This is a genomic window from Pseudomonas imrae (assembly GCF_046352735.2).
In the GTDB taxonomy this organism is placed as follows: Bacteria; Pseudomonadota; Gammaproteobacteria; order Pseudomonadales; family Pseudomonadaceae; genus Aquipseudomonas; species Aquipseudomonas imrae.
Genome location: NZ_CP110853.2, coordinates 2,093,322 through 2,112,695 on the forward strand (window position 1 = coordinate 2,093,322; position 19,374 = coordinate 2,112,695).

3 protein-coding genes are annotated in these 19,374 nt (G+C 63.0%); all 3 read left to right on the top strand.

All coding sequences use genetic code 11. From position 1 onward, the window contains the following. The first annotated feature begins 9 nt into the window (after positions 1-9). A complete protein-coding gene (locus OQ460_RS09490; RefSeq protein ID WP_410021546.1) occupies positions 10-6,516 on the top strand; it encodes an amino acid adenylation domain-containing protein in 6,507 nt (2,168 codons plus the stop codon). After that, on the top strand, positions 6,513-18,347 hold the full coding sequence (locus OQ460_RS09495; RefSeq protein ID WP_410021547.1) for an amino acid adenylation domain-containing protein: 11,835 nt from the start codon (positions 6,513-6,515) through the stop codon (positions 18,345-18,347). The genes OQ460_RS09490 and OQ460_RS09495 overlap by 4 nt, the downstream gene beginning before the upstream one ends. A gap of 62 nt (positions 18,348-18,409) precedes the next feature. After that, positions 18,410-19,360, top strand: coding sequence for an alpha/beta hydrolase (locus OQ460_RS09500; protein ID WP_410021548.1), 951 nt, complete (start codon positions 18,410-18,412; stop codon positions 19,358-19,360). Positions 19,361-19,374 lie beyond the last annotated feature (14 nt).

Genomic DNA, 19,374 nt, shown 5'->3' on the forward strand with positions numbered 1-19,374 from the left:
GACTGCGGCGTGCAAAAGTTAATCGAGTCGGTGGGAACGCTTTCTTTGACAGAAAGAAAAGCCCTCGCCGTTCTGCTTGGAAAAAAAGGCATCAATCTGTTTGCGATTGCGCCGATTTTCAAGCGAGATGCCTCAGAGCCGCTGCTGTTGTCCTACGCACAGGAACGTTTATGGTTTCTCTGGCAACTGGAGCCTGAAAGTACCGCCTACAACATGTCGTCGGTCCTGCGCCTGCAGGGATCGCTGGATGTGCCGGCCCTCGAATCGGCCTTCAATGCCCTGATCGCCCGGCATGAGCCGTTGCGCACCACGTTTGCCGAAGACGCCGGTCGCGTGGTGCAGCGCATCGCCGAGCAGGTGTCATTGAGCATCGAGCTACAGGATGTCAGCGCCCGGTCGCTGTCCGAAGAGGCGTTGCGCGCGCTGATTAGCGGCGCTACCCAGCAGGCCTTCGATCTGACATGTGGGCCGTTGCTACGGGTCAAGTTGCTGCGTCTGAGGCCGGATGAGCATGTGCTGGTGCTGGTGCAGCATCACATCGTCTCCGATGGCTGGTCGATGCAGATCATGGTCGAAGAGCTGATCCAGCTATACGCCGGTTTCCAGCACGGCAAACCGGCCACCTTGCCCCCACTGGCGATTCAGTACGCGGACTATGGCCTGTGGCAGCGCAACTGGATGCAAGCTGGCGAGCGCGAGCGACAGCAAGCCTATTGGCGCAAGCAACTTGGGGGCGAGCAGCCGGTGCTGCAATTGCCTGCCGATTTCCCGCGCCCGGCTGCCCGCAGCTATGGCGGCGCGCGGCTCGACAGCGCATTGCCCTCGGCATTGGCCGCAGGCCTGAAAAACCTTGCCCAGCGTGAAGGCGTGACGTTGTACATGCTGTTGCTGGCATCGTTGCAGGTGCTGATGTATCGCTACAGCGGCCAGCAAGACGTGCGCATCGGCGTCGCGGTGGCGAACCGTAGCCGCGCCGAGACGGAGCGTTTGATCGGTTTCTTCGTCAACACTCAAGTATTGAAAGCCCAGGTCGACGGCCACGCATCCTTTGCCGGGTTTTTGCAACAGGTCAAGCAAACCGCGCTGCAGGCCCAGGAGTATCAGGATCTGCCGTTCGAGCAGTTGGTGGAGCTGCTCCAGCCGGAGCGCAGCCTGAGCCATAGCCCATTGTTCCAGGTGATGTACAACCACCAGGGGCTGGAGCGCTCGAGCCCGGTGGTGGCGCAATTGCCGGGTTTGCTGATTGAAAACATGAGCGTCGCGCACCACGCCGCGCAATTCGACCTGACCCTGGAAACCTACGAAACCCGTGACGGCCTTAGCGCTTCACTGGTGTTTGCCACCGATCTGTTCGAGGCTGCGACCATTGCCCGCTTGCAGGGCCATTGGTTGAACCTGCTGCATGGCATCGTTGCCGACTCTCGACAGCGTATCGATGATTTACCGCTGCTGGATACGCTGGAGCGCCAGCGCATCGTCCACGAATGGAACCCGCCCACGACGCCCTTGCCTGCCAAGGCCGTTCACCAGCAGATTGCCGACCAGGCGCGCCGCACCCCCGAGGCCGTGGCGTTGACGGTGGCGGGGCAATCCCTGAGCTACCAGGCTCTGCAAGCCCGTGCCAACCACCTGGCCCACACCTTGATCGCACAAGGCGTGGCGCCGGGCGTGCTGGTGGGGATCGCGGTCGATCGCAGTGTCGATATGGTGGTGGGTCTGTTGGCGGTGCTCAAGGCCGGTGGCGCCTATGTGCCGCTGGATCCGGCGTATCCACAGGCACGACTGGACTACATGATTGCAGACAGTGGCATCGATCTGCTGTTGACCCAGGCGCCGCTGACACCGCGTTTTGCCAGCCAGCCGGGGCTGCGTTTGTTATTGCTCGACCAGCAGCCGGTATCTGTGGATCTGCCGGACCCGCAAGTACCGGTGTCGGCTGACGACCTGGCCTACGTGATCTACACCTCGGGTTCCACCGGCAAGCCCAAGGGCGTCATGGTGCGCCACGGCGGCTTGAGTAATTTTGTGCAAAGCATGGCGCAACGGCCTGGCCTGGCGGCCAGTGATCGCCTTTTGTCGCTGACCACCTTTTGCTTCGACATCTTTGCCCTGGAAATCTACTTGCCACTGGTACAGGGCGCGACCATCGTGCTGGCCGGCCAGGACGTTGCCCAAGACCCGCAAGCTATCCTGGCGCTGGTGGTGGAACACGCGGTGACCGCACTGCAAGCCACGCCTTCCACTTGGCGTATGTTGCTGGACCATGAGCACAGCGGCTGCCTCAAGGGCTGCAAGGCGCTGTGTGGCGGCGAAGCCTTGCCCCAGGCACTGGCCGCACGGATGTTGCAGGCTGTCGGTCCGGTGTGGAACCTCTACGGCCCCACTGAAACCACGATCTGGTCGGCTTGCCACGCGATCAGCGAACAGCAGCCAGTGCCTTACCTGGGGCGTGCGGTGGCCAACACCACGCTGTTTATTGTCGGTGCGGATTTCGCCCCGATGCCGCTGGGCGCCAGCGGCGAGTTGCTGATCGGTGGCGAAGGCCTGGCGCGCGGTTACCACCAGCGGCCCGCCCTCACGGCCGAACGTTTTGTGCCCGATCCCTACGGGGCGCCGGGCGCCAGGCTGTACCGCACCGGCGACCTGACGCGCTACCGCGTCGATGGCGTCATTGAATACCTTGGCCGGCTCGACCACCAGGTCAAGATCCGCGGTTTTCGCATTGAGTTGGGCGAGATCGAAGCCCGTCTGCTGGCCAGTGAGCGGGTACGTGAAGCCGCGGTGGTTGCAGTCTCGACGGCCACTGGCGATCAGTTGGTCGCCTACATTGTGTCGCACCAGGCTGGCCTGCCGCAGACCGATGCATCCACTCAGTTGGCAGTGCGTGAGCAGCTCAAGGCCTGGCTCAAATGCACCCTGGCCGACTACATGGTGCCGGCGCATCTTGTCTTTGTGGCAGCGATGCCCCTGACGCCGAACGGCAAGCTGGATCGCAAGGCATTGCCGGCATTGGATGTCGGCCAACTGCAGGTCGCTTATGCAGCGCCGCACACGCTATTGCAGGCGCAACTGGCGACGATCTGGGAGCAGGTGCTGAAGGTCTCGCGAGTCGGGCTCAACGATGACTTTTTTGAACTGGGCGGCCACTCCTTGTTGGCAACCCAGGTGATGTCCCGGGTACGCCATGATCTGGGGCGCACGGTGCCGCTGCGTGATCTGTTCGAGCACAGTACGCTCCAGGCTTTTGCCTCAAGTGTCGGCCAGCGTGGCAGCGATAGCGCGCCCGTCATGCAAACTGTGGCCCGCGACCAGCCTTTGAGCGTGTCTTTTGCGCAGGAACGCCAGTGGTTCCTGTGGCAATTGCAGCCGGACAGCTCGGCCTATCATTTGCCACGGGCGTTACGCCTGCGTGGGCCGTTGAATGTCGAAGCGCTGCAGGACAGTCTGAATGCGCTGGTGGCCCGCCATGAGCCGCTGCGTACCACCTTTGTCCAGGCGCCCGGCGGGGCATTGCAAGTAATAGCTGCCGATGCCGGCGTCGCGATCACGCCGCATGACTGGACCGGGCGCACGGTTGACGATACGGCCGTCATGGCCTTTGTCCAGGAGCAGGTGCGGCGGCCATTCGACCTCGAACACGGGCCGTTGCTGCGGGTCGAACTGTTGTGCCTGGGAGCGCATGAGCATGTGCTGGTGTTGACCCAGCACCATATCGCCACGGACGCCTGGTCGATGCAGATCATGGTCGAAGAATGGCTGGCCGGTTATCAGGCATGTTGCGCCGCACGCCCGATCCAGTGGCCGGCGCTGGCGATCCAATATGCCGACTACGCGGCCTGGCAGCGCCAATGGATGGCGGCGGGCGAGCGTGAGCGCCAGTTGGCCTACTGGACCCAGCACTTGGGCACCGAGCAGCCGGTGCTGCAACTGCCCACTGATCGCCCGCGCCCGGCCATCCAGAGCCAGCACGGTGCCCGGCGCGACCTGCTGCTGGATGCCAGACTGAGTGCCGACCTCAAGCGCCTGGCCCAGGAGCAGGGCGTGACCCTGTTCATGTTGTTGCTGGCGTCGTTCCAGGTATTGCTGCACCGCTACAGCGGCCAGGCGGATATCCGCGTCGGGGTGCCCGTGGCCAACCGTCATCGCATTGAAGTCGAGCGTTTGATCGGCTTTTTCGTCAATACCCAAGTGTTGAAAGCCGACGTAGAAGGGCATCGCTCATTTGCCGAGCTGCTGCAACAGGTCAAGCACCATGCCCTGCAGGCCCAGGAGTATCAGGACCTACCGTTCGAGCAACTGGTCGAAGCCTTGCAGCCGCAGCGCAACCTAAGCCACAGCCCGTTGTTTCAAGTGATGTTCAACCACCAAGCGCAGGTCGCCACAGGTTTTGGTTCGTTGCCGGCGGGCCTTGCGGTTGAAGTCTTGGTGGGCGATGACAGCGCGGCGAAGTTCGACCTGACCCTGGAAACCAGCGAAACGCCGGATGGCATCGGGGTGTCCTGGATCTACAACGCCGACTTGTTCGACGCCTGCACTGCCGAACGGCAACTGCAGGATTGGCAACGCTTGCTCCAGGCGTTTGCCAGCGATGCCGAGCAGCCCGTGGGCCGGGTCGCCTTGGGCGATGCAGCGACCCGCCAGCAGATCCAGGCGCTGCTTACCGGTCCTTCACGCACTGCGCAAATGGAAGATAGCGTGCAGCGCATGTTCCAGCACCAGGCCGAGCGCGTGCCGCAAGCCCTGGCACTGGTTTGTGGTGAAGAACAGCTCACCTATCGGCAGTTGAATCAGCGTGTCGAGTCCATGGCGCGGCACCTGCAGGCGATGGAGGTCGGGCCGGGGAGCCTGGTGGCGATCGCCGTCGAACGCGGCGTGGCGTTTGTCGTCGCGATGCTGGCCGCGCTGCGCGCAGGCGCGGCGTTCCTGCCACTCGATCCCCATGTCCAGCACCAGCGTCTGGCCGGCTTGTTGCAAGACAGCCGGGCAGACCTGCTGATCGCTCCCGGCGAGTTATTGCAAGCGCTCGAATGCCCGCCGTCGATTCGTACCCTGAGTGTGCAAAGCGCTGAAGCGCACAGCGAGATACCTTTGCGCACGGTGACTTACCACGGTCAGATGCCAGCCTATGTCATCTACACCTCCGGCTCCACCGGCAAGCCCAAGGGCGTGGTGGTCAGTGGCGCGGCGCTGGTGGACTACGTGCAGTCGGTTCATGGCCTGTTGCCGATGGGCGAAATCCGCAGCATGGCGCTGGTGTCCACCGTCGCTGCCGATCTGGGCTACACCGTGTTGTTCGGCGCGCTGTGTGCCGGGCGTACCCTGCATATCATCGACCCGGAGCGGGCGATGGACGCCAATGCCTGCGCCGAGTACCTGCACAGGCACGAAGTGGACGCGATCAAGGTGGTTGCATCCCATCTCGAGTCCCTGCTCAAGGCCGGCAACCCGGCGCATGCGTTGCCGCGCCGGTGCCTGGTGCTGGGCGGCGAGGCTTGTCCACCGACCTTGTTGAATCAGATACGCACCCTGGCGCCCGATTGCCAGGTGTTCAACCACTACGGCCCTACCGAGGCCAGCGTCGGCGTATTGGCCGGGCTGGTGCCGACCTTGGCACTCGACGAACCCGTGCCGTTGGGCCAACCCTTGGCCAATGTGCGGCTACACCTGGTCGATGCAGACGTTGAGCCCGTCGCGCCCGGCGTATTGGGTGAGCTGTACATCGGCGGTGCCTGCCTGGCGCAAGGTTATCTGGGGCTGCCGGCCTTGACTGCCGAACGCTTCGTGCCCGACCCCTTTGGCGCCGCAGGCGAGCGTTTGTACCGTAGCGGTGACCGCATGGGCATCCGTGGCGAGCGGATCGACAGCCATGGACGGATCGACGACCAGGTGAAGATCCGTGGGTTTCGGGTGGAGCCCGGCGAAGTCGGCGCGTGCCTGCGCGGCCTGCAATGCCTTGACGACGCCGTGGTGATCGCCCGTGAAGGCAGCCACGGCAAACAGTTGGTGGCCTACGTCGTACCGCGTCACACAGATGACCTGGCACCTGCTGCCCAGGCAACGCTGCGCGAAGCTGTAATCAGCTGGCTGCGCGAGCGGTTGCCCGAGCACATGGTGGTGGCCCACGTGGTCGCCCTGGAAAAACTGCCGCTGACCGCCAACGGCAAGTTGGATCGCCAGGCCTTGCCGTTACCCGACCTGAGCGTGCTGCGCGCGGCCTACGTTGCGCCGCAGACCGAGCTGCAGCAACAAGTCGCCCTGATCTGGCAACACGTCCTGCAAGTGGAGCGGGTAGGGCTCGGTGACAGTTTCTTCGAACTGGGCGGGCATTCATTGCTGGTGATGGGCGTGCTGTCGCGCCTGCAACTGGAGCACGGGATCAAGGCCAGTGCGCAGTTGATTTTCAGGTTCAGCACCTTGGGTGAATTTGTCGAACACCTGGAGGTCCCCGTAGCGCGGTTGGATGCCTCCCGGTTGAGTCGTTTGGAAAGTTTGTTGGATGAGGTGGATGAAGCATGATGGACGATAACGCGGCTGCACTGAAAATTGCTGGACGCTTCATCCTTTTGCCGCTGGAAAAGCGCAAGGTGTACTTGCAAAAAATGCTCGAGGAAGGAATCTCGCCGGCCAATCTGCCGATTCCCCAGACCCGCGCCAGCTTCGAGCAGGTGCCGCTGTCCTTTGCCCAGGAGCGGCAATGGTTCCTCTGGCAACTGGAACCCGACAGCAGCGCCTACCACATCCCCCGCGCCCTGCGCCTGCAAGGCCCGCTGGACCTGCAGGCGTTGCAAGCCAGCTTCAATCAGTTGGTGGCCCGGCACGAGCCGTTGCGCACCACGTTCTGCGATGATCAGGACAAGGTTCATCAGGTAATACACCCGGCTGGCGAGGTGTTCATCGAGCAAACATCGCTGGCGCTTGGCGACGATCCTGCAATGCGCCTGGCGCGAATTCGCCAGGCGGTGGATGAAGAAACGCGGCGCCCGTTCGACTTGCTCGAGGGGCCACTGATGCGGGTCAAGCTGATCAGCCTCGGCGAGGCAGAGCATGTGCTGGTGATCACCCAGCACCACATCGTCTCCGATGGCTGGTCCATGGGCCTGATGGTCGACGAGTTGATCGCCTGTTATACCGCCGCCAGCCAAGGCCGGGCACTGCAGTTGCCGGCGTTGCCGATCCAATATGCCGACTACGCGATCTGGCAGCGGCGCTGGATGGAAGCCGGTGAGCGCGAACGCCAGTTGGCGTACTGGACCGCGCAACTGGGTGATCACCAGCCGGTGCTGGAACTGCCCACCGACTATGCGCGCCCGGCGGTGCAGAGCCACCGTGGCGCGCGCCTGGACATCGCCCTGGAAACCGCGTTGGCCGAGCGTCTCAAGCGCCTGGCGCAACAGCACAACGCCAGTTTGTTCATGGTGCTGCTGGCCTCCTTCCAGGCGCTGTTGTATCGCTACAGCGGCCAGCCGGACATCCGGGTCGGCGTGCCAGTGGCCAACCGTAACCGTGTCGAATCTGAAGGACTGATCGGGTTTTTCGTCAACACCCAGGTGCTCAAGGCGCAAGTGCAAGGCAGCACGCCGTTCCTCAGCCTGTTGCTACAGGTCAAGGACACGGCGTTGCAGGCCCAGGATTATCAGGACTTGCCGTTCGAGCAACTGGTAGAAGCGCTGCAACCGGAACGCAGCCTGAGCCACAGTCCGCTGTTCCAGGTGATGTACAACCATCAAACGCTCAAGCAGGACGCGCGCGCCGAGCACTTTGACCTGCAGGTTGAAGCGCTGGAATGGGATGTTCGCACCGCGCACCTGGACTTGACCCTCGATACCGTGGAAGGCCCTCAAGGCCTGGCCGCCACGCTGATCTACGCCACCGACTTGTTCGACGCAGCCACTGCCGAGCGCATGGCCGCGCACTGGCTCAATTTGTTGCACGGGTTGGTCGCCGATCCGCAGTGCGCCATCGCGCAGTTGCCGATGTTGGGGCGTCAGGAACAACAAGCGCTGCTGCGCGATTGGCTGCCGGAGCAGACCGCGCCCTTGCCGTGGGTGCATGAACGGATCACGCGGCAGGCGTTGACCATGCCCCACGCCATTGCCCTGATCTTCGATGAGCGTCGAGTGACCTTTCAACAACTCGACGAGCGTGCCAATCGCCTGGCCCACGCGCTGATCGCCCAGGGAGTGGGCCCGGAAGTGCGGGTCGGTATCGCCTTGCCCCGCAGCGAAAACCTGATTGTGGCGCTGCTGGCGGTGCTCAAGGCCGGGGGCGCCTATGTGCCACTGGATGTGCAATATCCGCGCGAACGCCTGGAATACCTGATGCGCGACGCGCGTATTGCTTTGCTGATCAGTGATTCACAGCTGCAAGCGCAATTGCCGGTGCCTGACGGTGTAGCGGTGCTGGCGCTCGATCAGCTCGATGTCCAGGTTTTTGCGAGCAATGCGCCGCGAGTCGAGCTTGCAGCGGATAACCTGGCGTACGTGATCTACACCTCGGGCTCCACCGGGCAGCCCAAGGGCGTCGCGGTCGCCCATGGCCCGTTGGCCATGCATTGCGTGGCGATTGGCGAACGCTATGCAATGACCCCCGACGATTGCGAACTGCACTTTATGTCGTTTGCCTTCGACGGAGCCCATGAGCGTTGGTTGACGGCGCTGACCCATGGTTCGCGCCTGTTGATCCGCGACGACAGTCTGTGGACGCCGGAGCAGACCTACCAACAGATGCACCGGCATGGGGTGACTGTCGCGGCGTTCCCGCCGGTTTACTTGCAGCAATTGGCCGAACACGCCCTGGTCCAGGGCAACCCGCCGGCGGTACGGATCTACTGCTTTGGCGGGGATGCGGTGCCTCATGCCAGCTTCGAGCTGGTCAAGCACACCCTCAAACCCGCGCATATCATCAACGGTTACGGCCCGACGGAAACCGTGGTCACCCCGCTGATCTGGAAAGCCGGCCCGGAAGATAGCTGCGACGCCGCCTATGCACCGATCGGCAGCCGGATCGGCCGGCGCCGCGCCTGTGTGCTGGATGCCGACCTCAATCTGCTGCCGGCCGGGGCCAAAGGCGAGTTGTACCTGGGTGGCGAAGGCCTGGCCCGGGGTTACCTGGATCGTCCGGCAGCGACTGCCGAGCGCTTTGTCGCCGACCCGTTCGACCGATCCGGCGGGCGTCTGTACCGCACGGGCGACCTGGTGTGTCAGCGTGCCGATGGCACTTTCGACTACCTCGGGCGTATCGATAACCAAGTCAAGATCCGTGGGTTTCGCATCGAGTTGGGCGAAGTCGAATCGCGTTTGCAGGCCCTGGACGACGTGGCGGATGCCGTAGTGATCGCCCAGGACGGCCTGTCCGGCAAGCAACTGGTGGCCTATGTAATCGCACGCGAAGGCCTGGGGCATGACGGTCTGGGCGAAGCTTTGCGCAGCCAACTGAAAAGCCTGCTGCCCGACTACATGGTGCCGGCGCAGGTGATGTTCCTGGCGCAGTTTCCATTGACGCCCAATGGCAAGCTGGACCGCAAGGGCCTGCCCAAACCCGACTTCTCCACCCAGCAACAACAGCACTATGTGGCGCCGCGCAGCGAGCTGGAACAGGCGATTGCCGGCATCTGGCAAACGGTGCTCAAGCTGGAGCGGGTGGGTCTGACCGACAACTTCTTCGAGTTGGGCGGCGACTCGATTATTTCTATCCAAGTGGTCAGCCGCGCGCGCCAGGCGGGCATTCGCTTTACTCCCAAGGACCTGTTTCTCTACCAGACGGTCCAGGGGCTGGCGGGTGTCGCGCAGACAGGCGCCGCTGCCCAGGTCATTGACCAGGGCCCGGTGATCGGTGCGTCGCCCTTGTTGCCGGTGCAGCAGGAGTTTTTCGAAACCGATATTCCCGGGCGGCATCACTGGAACCAGTCGGTACTGCTCAGGCCAATCGAACCCCTGGCGGTCGAGCCACTGAGGCAGGCGTTGGCGGCGTTGATCCGGCATCACGACGCGTTGCGTTTGAACTTTGTTCTGGAACAGGGCACGTGGCGGGCCAGCTACCGTGGGCATGAGGTCGATACCGACGGGCTGCTGTGGCAGGCCACGCTCAATCAGGTCAGCGAACTGCAAGCCTTGGGCAACGAAGCCCAGGCCAGTCTCGACCTTGAACACGGGCCGTTATTGCGGGCGGTGTTGGCGACCCTGGGCGATGGTAGCCAACGCTTGCTGTTGATCATTCACCATCTGGTGGTCGACGGGGTGTCCTGGCGAATCATTTTTGATGATTTACAAAGCGCCTATCAGCAGGCACTCAAGGGCCAGCCATGCAGTCTGCCGGCCAAGACCAGCGCCTATCGGCATTGGGCCGAGCGCCTGCAACAATACGCGCATCAGCCGCAGCAAGCGGCTCAGTTGCAAGCCTGGCAGGCACGCTTGCAGGATGCGTCGCCAGATCTGCCGTGCCGCGACGTAGATAGCGTTCCACGCCAGGGGCAAACCCACACGGTGCAGACCCGTCTGGATCAAGGTCTCACCGAACGCCTGCTGCAAGGCGCGCCGGCGGCGTACCGGACCCAGGTCAATGACTTGTTGCTGAGCGCCTTGGCGCAGGTTATCTGCCAGTGGACAGGGCAGCCTTCGACGTTGATTCAACTGGAGGGCCATGGCCGCGAAACGCTGTTCGATGAGATCGACCTGACGCGTACCGTGGGCTGGTTTACCAGTGTGTTCCCGGTCAACCTGACGCCTGGGTTGCAGATCGCAGATTCGATCAAGCAGATCAAGGAACAACTGCGCGCAATTCCCGACAAGGGCATCGGGTTCGGTGTGTTGCGCTACCTGGCCGATGACGCCACCCGCCAGGCCGTTGGCGCACTGCCGGTGCCCCGGATTACCTTCAACTACCTGGGGCAATTCGACGGCAGTTTCGATGACGCCCAGGGCGCGCTGTTCGTACCGGCCTCGGAAGACGCCGGTGCAGACCACAGCCCCCACGCCCCGCTGGGTAACTGGCTGACCCTCAACGGCCAGGTATTCGCTGGCGAACTGAGTTTGAACTGGACATTCAGCGACCAGCGCTTCGACCCGCGCCTGGTGCAGCGTCTGGCCGATGACTACGCCACGCAGTTGCAGGCCGTGATCGAACATTGCTGCCAGGGCGCCGGGCAAGGCGTGACGCCCAGCGACTTCAACCTGGTGCGCCTGGAGCAGGCGCAACTGGACAGCCTGCCGATGGCCGCCGCGCAGATCGAAGACATTTACCCGCTTTCGCCCATGCAGCAGGGCATGTTGTTCCATAGCCTGTACGAGCAGGAGCAGGGCCATTACATCAACCAACTGCGCCTGGATGTCGACGGATTGGACCCCGAGCGCTTCCGCCAGGCCTGGCAGGCCATGCTCGACAGCCATGACATCCTGCGCACCGGCTTCCTCTGGCAAGGCGCCTTCGAGCGGCCGGTACAAGTGGTGTACAAGCATGCCCAGGTGCCCTTTACGGTTCACGATTGGCGCGACCACCCGCAGCTTGAATCCGCGCTGGATGAACTGGCACGTGGCGAGCGCCAGCAAGGCTTTGATCTGGTACGCGCACCGCTGTTGCGTCTGGTGCTGGTGCGCACCGAGGCTTCGCGGTATCAGCTGATTTACACCAACCACCACGTGCTGATGGATGGCTGGAGCAACTCGCAGTTGCTCGGCGAAGTGCTCCAGCACTATTGCAGCCAAAGCGTGGTGCGCCAGCCGGGTCGCTTCCGTGACTACATCGCCTGGCTGCAACGCCAGGACAGTGGCGCCAGTGAGCGTTTCTGGAAAGAACAGTTGGCGAATCTTACCGAACCCACGCATCTGGCCAGGGCGATTGCCCACGAAGCGGACGACGAACACCGCTCCGGTGAGCATGCAAGACTGCTGGATGAAGCCCAGACCCAACGTCTGTCCAGCTTCGCCCGGCAGCAGAAAGTCACGCTCAACACCCTGGTGCAAGCGGCGTGGCTATTGATCCTGCAGCGTTACACCGGCAAGGACACCGTGGCCTTTGGTGCCACCGTGGCTGGTCGGCCGGCGGACCTCAAAGGCGTGGAGCAGCAGATCGGCCTGTTCATCAACACCTTGCCGGTGATTGCCAGCCTGCATCCCGAACAGCGTTTGAGCGCCTGGTTGCAGCAAGTCCAGGACACCAATCTGGCGTTGCGCGAGCACGAACACTCGGCGCTGTTCGACATCCAGCGCTGGTCTGGCCTGGAAGGCGGCGCGTTGTTCGACACCTTGCTGGTGTTCGAGAACTACCCGGTCTCCGAGGTCCTGCGCCAGGGCCAGCCGGAAGGCTTGAGCTTCGGTGACGTCAGCGTCCACGAGCAGACCAACTATCCCTTGACCCTGGCGGTCAACCTTGGCCAGGTGCTGTCGTTGCAGATGAGCTACAACTGCCGGTACTTCAGCGCCCAGGCCATCGAGCGGCTGTGCGGCCAGCTCGAACACCTGCTGCTGCAGATGAGCGAAGCCGGTGATTGCCCGCTGGGCGAAATCGCGATTCTGGAGGTCGGTGAGCGTCAGCAACTGGTGGAAACCTGGAACGCCACTGACGTCCGCTACCCTCACGAATATGCGGTGCACAAGCTGTTTGAAGCCCAGGTCGAACGCACGCCGCAGGCAATCGCACTGGTGTCTGGTGCGCAGCAACTGACGTACCTTCAGTTGAATGCGCAGGCCAACCGTTTGAGCCAGCGCCTGATCGACCGCAAGGTTGGCCCGGATGTGCTGGTCGGCATTGCCATGGAACGCAGTGTGGAGATGGTGGTCGGCTTGCTGGCGATCCTCAAGGCCGGCGGCGCTTATGTGCCGCTGGACCCTGATTACCCCCGCGAGCGTTTGGCCTACATGCTCGAAGACAGCGGCGTCGCGCTGCTGTTGACCCAGGGCACAGTGGTACAACGACTGCCATTGACGCAGGGGCTACAGGCACTGTTGCTCGATGAGTTGCCGGACGGTGACAGCGATGTCGACCCCGGTAATCCTGATGTACATGTAGACCCGCAGAATCTCGCCTACGTGATCTATACCTCCGGCTCCACCGGCCAGCCCAAAGGCGCGGGCAACCGCCATGTGGCGCTGAGCAACCGTTTGTATTGGATGCAGCAGGCCTATGGCTTGCAAGGTGCTGATTGCGTCTTGCAGAAGACCCCTTTCAGTTTCGACGTATCGGTCTGGGAATTCTTCTGGCCATTGATCACTGGTGCGCGGTTGCTGATGGCGGCGCCCGGTGATCACCGTGATCCGGCGAAGTTGATCGAGTTGATCGTCACTCACCAAGTAACCACCTTGCATTTTGTACCCTCGATGCTCCAGGCGTTTTTGCAAGACCCGGCCGTGGAGCGTTGCAGCAGTTTGCAGCGCATTGTGTGCAGCGGCGAGGCACTGGCGCTGGATACACAACAGCAGGTCTTCGCGCGCTTGCCGGCCTCCAGGCTGTACAACCTGTATGGCCCCACCGAAGCGGCGATCGACGTGACGCACTGGACCTGTCGCAGCGAAAACGCCAGCAATGTGCCGATTGGCGAGCCGATCGCCAACCTGCGCACCTACATCCTCGACGCCGAGCTGGCGCCGGTTGCGGTCGGGGTCACGGGCGAGTTGTACCTGGCGGGCGTCGGCCTGGCGCGCGGTTATCACCGGCGTGGGGGGCTGACGGCGGAGCGTTTCGTCGCCAGTCCTTTTGTGCCCGGCGAGCGTTTGTATCGCACCGGCGACCTGTGTCGTCACCGCCCGGATGGCGTGATCGATTACCTGGGGCGCAGCGATCATCAGGTGAAAATCCGCGGTTTGCGTATCGAGTTGGGTGAGATTGAATCACGTCTGCTGGAGCAGCCAGGCGTGCGTGAGGCGGTGGTATTGGCGGTGGACGTCAAAGGCGGCAAGCGACTGGTGGCCTACGTGGTGCCCAACGATGAACAACTGTTGGGTAACCCGGGGGGCCAGGTTGAGTTTCACCAGCACTTGAGCGAACAGTTGCTGCGCGGTTTGCCCGACTACATGGTGCCAAGCCAGACCCTGCTGCTGGCGAAAATGCCCTTGAGCCCCAACGGCAAGCTGGACCGCAAGGCCTTGCCGGCGGTGGATTCCTCTGCGCTGCAGGCCAGCTATCAGGCGCCATGTGACACCACCCAGCGTACTCTGGTGGATATCTGGCAGGCGGTGCTGGGCCTGGAGCAAGTCGGTGTCACCGATAACTTCTTTGCCTTGGGTGGCGATTCGATCATTTCGATTCAGGTGGTCAGCCGCGCACGCCAGGCCGGGTTGCAAATCAGCCCCAAGGACCTGTTCGAGCAGCCGACCATCGAACAACTGGCAGCGTGCTGCACGGTCGCCCTGCCTGAGGATGCCGCGGCCACGCCAGTGGCGCGGGTGCTGCATGGCTTGAGCGATGCGCAACGCCTGGCGCTGCCTTTGCCGCACGCCCAGGTGGAGCACCTGTACCGCCTGTCTCCAATGCAGCAGGGCATGTTGTTCCTGGGGCTCAACGCGCCTCAGGACGACATGTACGTCAACCAGTTGAGTATTGATGTCCACGGCCTCGACAGTGCACGTTTCATCAAGGCTTGGGCAGCGGTCTGCCAGCGGCATTCGGTGTTGCGCACCGGTTTCCTGTGGCAGGACCTGGAAGAGCCGCTGCAATTTGTGCTCAAGGACTTGCCGGTTCCGTTGAGCGAGTTGGATTGGCGTGACCAGGACTGTTGCGCGCAGCGCCTGCAAGCGTTGGCCGATGCCGAGCGCGAGCGTGGTTTTGCGCTGGAGTCGGCACCTTTGCAGCGCATTGTGCTGGTGCGCCTGGGGCAAGACAGTTACCAGTTGATCTGGACCTATCACCATATTCTGATCGATGGCTGGAGCACTTCGGCGTTGATGGGCGAGCTGTTGGCGCACTATGCGGGCCAGACCCTGCCACCGCCCGTGCCGTACCATCACTACATCGGTTGGTTGGATGCGCAGGACCCGGTCAGCGCCGAAGGTTTCTGGCGCCGGCAACTGGCGCTGCTCGATGAGCCGACGTACCTTGCCGACGCCGTGGCCAGTGGTGAAGGGCGAGGGCACCAGGCGCTGTACACGCGTCTGGACGCATCGCGCACCGAGCAGCTCAAAGCCTTTGCCCGCACCCAGCAAATTACCCTCAACACCTTGGTGCAGGGCGCCTGGGCCTTGTTACTGAGCCGCTACAGCGGTCAGCGCAGCGTGACCTTTGGCGCGACCATGGCCGGTCGCCCGGCAAGCCTTGCGCAGTCCGAGCAGATCCTCGGGTTGTTTATCAATACGTTGCCGGTGATTCAGTCCATCGAGCCTGGACAAAGCGTTGGCCAATGGCTGCGCGACTTGCAGCGCTACAACTTGCAGATGCGCGAGTATGAATACACGCCTTTGACCGACATCCAGCGCTGGTCCGGGCGCAACGGCCAATCGTTGTTCGACAGCATCATCGTCTTCGAAAACCAGCCGGTGGACCGCACCTTGCGCGAATGGAGCGGCGAGTCCCTGCGGTTTGGCGAGATGGACAGCGCCGGCCTGACCAACTTCCCGATGGACCTGATGGTCACGCTGGAGGAGGGCCTGGTGATCGAATACATGTTCCTGCGCGAGCATTTCCTTGAGTCGGCGGTGCAGGTGCTGCGCCAGGACATGGAAGGCTTGTTGCTGCAATTGGCCAGCGACGCGGCGCGGCCGTTGGGTGAAATCGGCCTGCCGAGCGCATATGTGGCGCCGCGTGCCGCTCGCCTGCCGGCGCCGGCGCTGCCGCTGATCCATGAACGCATCGCCCACTGGGCCGGCGAGCAGGGCCAGCAGGATGCGCTGCTGTTCGGTGAACGGCAGATGAGTTTTTGCCTGCTGGAGGCCCGTGCCAATGCCTTGGCCCATGGCCTGATTGCACGCGGTGTCGGGCCTGAAGTGCGCGTCGGCGTCGCCTTGCCTCGAAACGCTGAACTGATTGTCGCGTTGTTGGCGGTGCTCAAGGCCGGTGGCGCCTATGTGCCACTGGACACGCACTATCCCCGCGAACGCTTGAGCTACTTGATGCAGGACTCGGGTATTGCGCTGTTGCTCACAGATACCATGACCTTGCCGCAATTGCCGGTGCCGCCGTTGTTGCCGGTACTGGCGCTCGATAGCCTGGACCTGCGCGACCTGCCGCAGACCGCGCCGGTCAGTGGCGTGCAGGCCGACAACCTGGCCTATGTGATCTACACCTCCGGCTCCAGTGGCCAGCCCAAGGGCGTGGCGGTGAGTCACGGTCCGTTGGCGATGCACTGCCAGGCGATCGGCGAGCGTTACGGCATGAGCTCGCAGGATTGCGAACTGCATTTTATGTCGTTCGCCTTCGACGGCGCCCATGAACGCTGGTTGACAACCCTGTCCCATGGCGGCCGTCTGCTGTTACGCGATGACAGCTTGTGGACGCCGGAGCAGACCTATCAGGCCATGCATCGCCACGGCGTGACGGTTGCAGCGTTCCCGCCGGTGTACCTGCAGCAGTTGGCCGAGCATGCCGAAGTGGATGGCAACCCGCCGGCGGTGCGGATCTATTGCTTTGGCGGCGATGCGGTACCGCAGGCCAGCTACGACTTGGCCCGGCGTACGCTCAAGCCGCAATTCATCATCAATGGATATGGGCCGACCGAAACCGTGGTTACGCCACTGCTCTGGAAGGCTTCGGCGCAAACCGAGTGCGGGGCAGCCTACGCGCCCATCGGCAGCTGCGTCGGTGAGCGCCATGCATATGTCCTCGATCAGGACCTCAACCCGCTACCGGCTGGTGTGGCGGGGGAGTTGTACTTGGGGGGCGAAGGGCTGGCCAGGGGTTATCTGGACCGCGCCGGGCAAACCGCCGAACGTTTTGTCGCCGACCCGTTCAGCCTCGATGGCGCGCGCCTGTATCGCACCGGGGACCTGGTGCGCCAGCGGCCCGATGGTGTCTTTGACTACCTGGGCCGTGTGGACAATCAGGTAAAAATCCGTGGTTTTCGCATCGAGCTGGGGGAAATCGAAGCGCGACTGCTTCAGGCCGAAGGCGTGGCCGAGGCCGTTGTGGTTGCCAGGGACGGTGGCAGTGGCAAGCAACTGGCAGCCTATGTGGTGCAGACTGACGAACTGATCGCGCCGCAACAGTTGTGCGAGCGCTTGCGCGAATACCTCAAGCAGAGCCTGCCCGATTATATGGTGCCCACCCATCTGGTGGTGTTGGAGCGCCTGCCACTGACCCCCAACGGCAAGCTGGATCGCAAGGGCTTGCCCGCGCCGGACGCGATGCCTGGCAGCCAGGCCTACGTCGCCCCGCGAACCGAACTGGAGCGCGCACTGGCCGAGATCTGGCAGAAGGTGCTCAAGGTGCCGCAAGTCGGAATCCACGACAGTTTCTTCGAGCTGGGTGGCGACTCGATCCTCAGCCTGCAAGTGGTGGCCAAGGCCCGTGGCCTGCAGTCCCAGGGCTTGCGCCTGAAACTGCGCGACCTGGTGCAGAAGCCGACCATTGCACAGCTCACCGCCAGCCAGGCGCCCGAGCCATCCGCGCCGTCGTCGCTGCTGGCGCTCAACAGCGAGGTCGCGCAGAACCTGCCGTTGTTCTGCGTGCATGCCGGCTTTGGCACCGTGTTTGATTATGAACCGCTGGCCAAGCAGCTCAACGGCCAACGCCAGGTGATCGCGATCGGCAACCGCACCTTGCTCGACCCAACGTGGCGCGATGAATCCCTGCAGAGCATGGCCAGGGATTACGTCGCTGACGTACGCCTCAAACAACCTCATGGACCGTATCACCTGGCGGGCTGGTCGCTGGGCGGCACCCTCGCGTTGTTGATGGCGGCGGAGCTGGAACGCCAGGGCCAGCGCGTGGCATTTGTCGGCTTGGTGGACAGCTTTGTGCCAATGGCACGTGTCGAGTCCGATGACTGGCAGGAGGATCTACAGCAGTTCCTGCACGTGCTGTTGCCCAGTGTGCGCATGGACACGGTGCTCGCTCTCGAGAGCGCGCAAGCGATCCGCAGTGTGATGGATAGCGCGATGGCCCAGGTCGCCAGCCAGGAACCCGGTGCATCGGCTTATGCGGCGCTGGGCGGGGAGGAGCTGACCAACGTGTTTATGGTCGCGCGGCGTCTCAAGGCGTTGTCGATACAGCTGCAAGGCTGCACGCCAGTCACGGTGGCGCCAATGAGTTGGTGGACACCTGGGCGCGAAGCTGAATGCCAGGCGTTGGCGTCGCAGATCGCTCAGCCTTTGAGCGACGCAAGCGTGTTGCGTTGCGGGCATTTTGAAATCCCGCGTGACGAGACGCTTGTCCGCTCGCTGCAACGCGCCCTGGCGGCGCTGGACACGTGTGGCGTGCCCGGCTGAGCCCTTTTTAACCTGCAAACGGCCGGTGGCGTACGACGCGCACCGGCCTGGAGTTGTTGTTCATGCCTTTGAATCCTGATATCGCCGCTTACCTCAAATTGGTCAACCAGGCCCGTGCCGAAGGCAAGACGGTCTCGATGCACGCCTCGACCCCGGAGGAGGCGCGAATTGCATTTGATCAATCCTCGCAACAAATGAGCTTCGCCAGTGACGAAGTGGAACACGTCGAGGAACTGACCTTGCCAGTACGTGACGGCAGCGAACTGCCTGCGCGCTTGTACAGCCGCCGCAGCCCCAGCCCGGACACGCCGCAACCCGCGCTGCTGTATTTTCACGGCGGCGGCTATGTGGTGGGCAGCCTCGATTCCCATGATGCACTGTGCCGGGCATTGGCCGAGTTGGCCGAGTGCGTGGTGGTGTCGGTGGCGTATCGCCTGGCGCCGCAATGGCGCTTCCCCACTGCCGTGGAGGACGCCGAGGATGCCTGGCATTGGCTGCGCAAGCAGGCGGCGGGGTTGGGGATCGATGGCAGCCGATTGGCCATCGGCGGTGACAGCGTCGGCGGCAGCCTGGCGACGGTGGTTGCCAACGGTTGTGAGGCACCTGAGCAACCACGGGTGCAAGTGCTGATCTATCCGGTGACCGACGCCAGCGCCAGCACCGCGTCCACTGTGCGCTACGCCAGTGGGCATTTGTTGGAGGCGCAGACGTTGCAGTGGTTCTACCAGCATTACCAGCGCAGCACAGAGGATCGCCTGGATCCGCGCTTTTCACCGTTGCTGGCCACTATCAACCCGCAAGCCGCACCGGCGTTACTGGTGCTGGCCGAGTGTGATCCGCTGCACGATGAAGGCCAGGCCTACGCCGCACGCCTGCGCGAGGCTGGCGTGGCGGTGGACGTAGAGGTATTTGCGGGCATGATCCATGACTTTTTGCGCATGGATGCGCTGGTCGACGAGGCGCAGGATGCCCAGCAGATGATTGCGCAGGCGTTGAAGGCGTATTTGAAGTAAGCGAGTTGAAACAA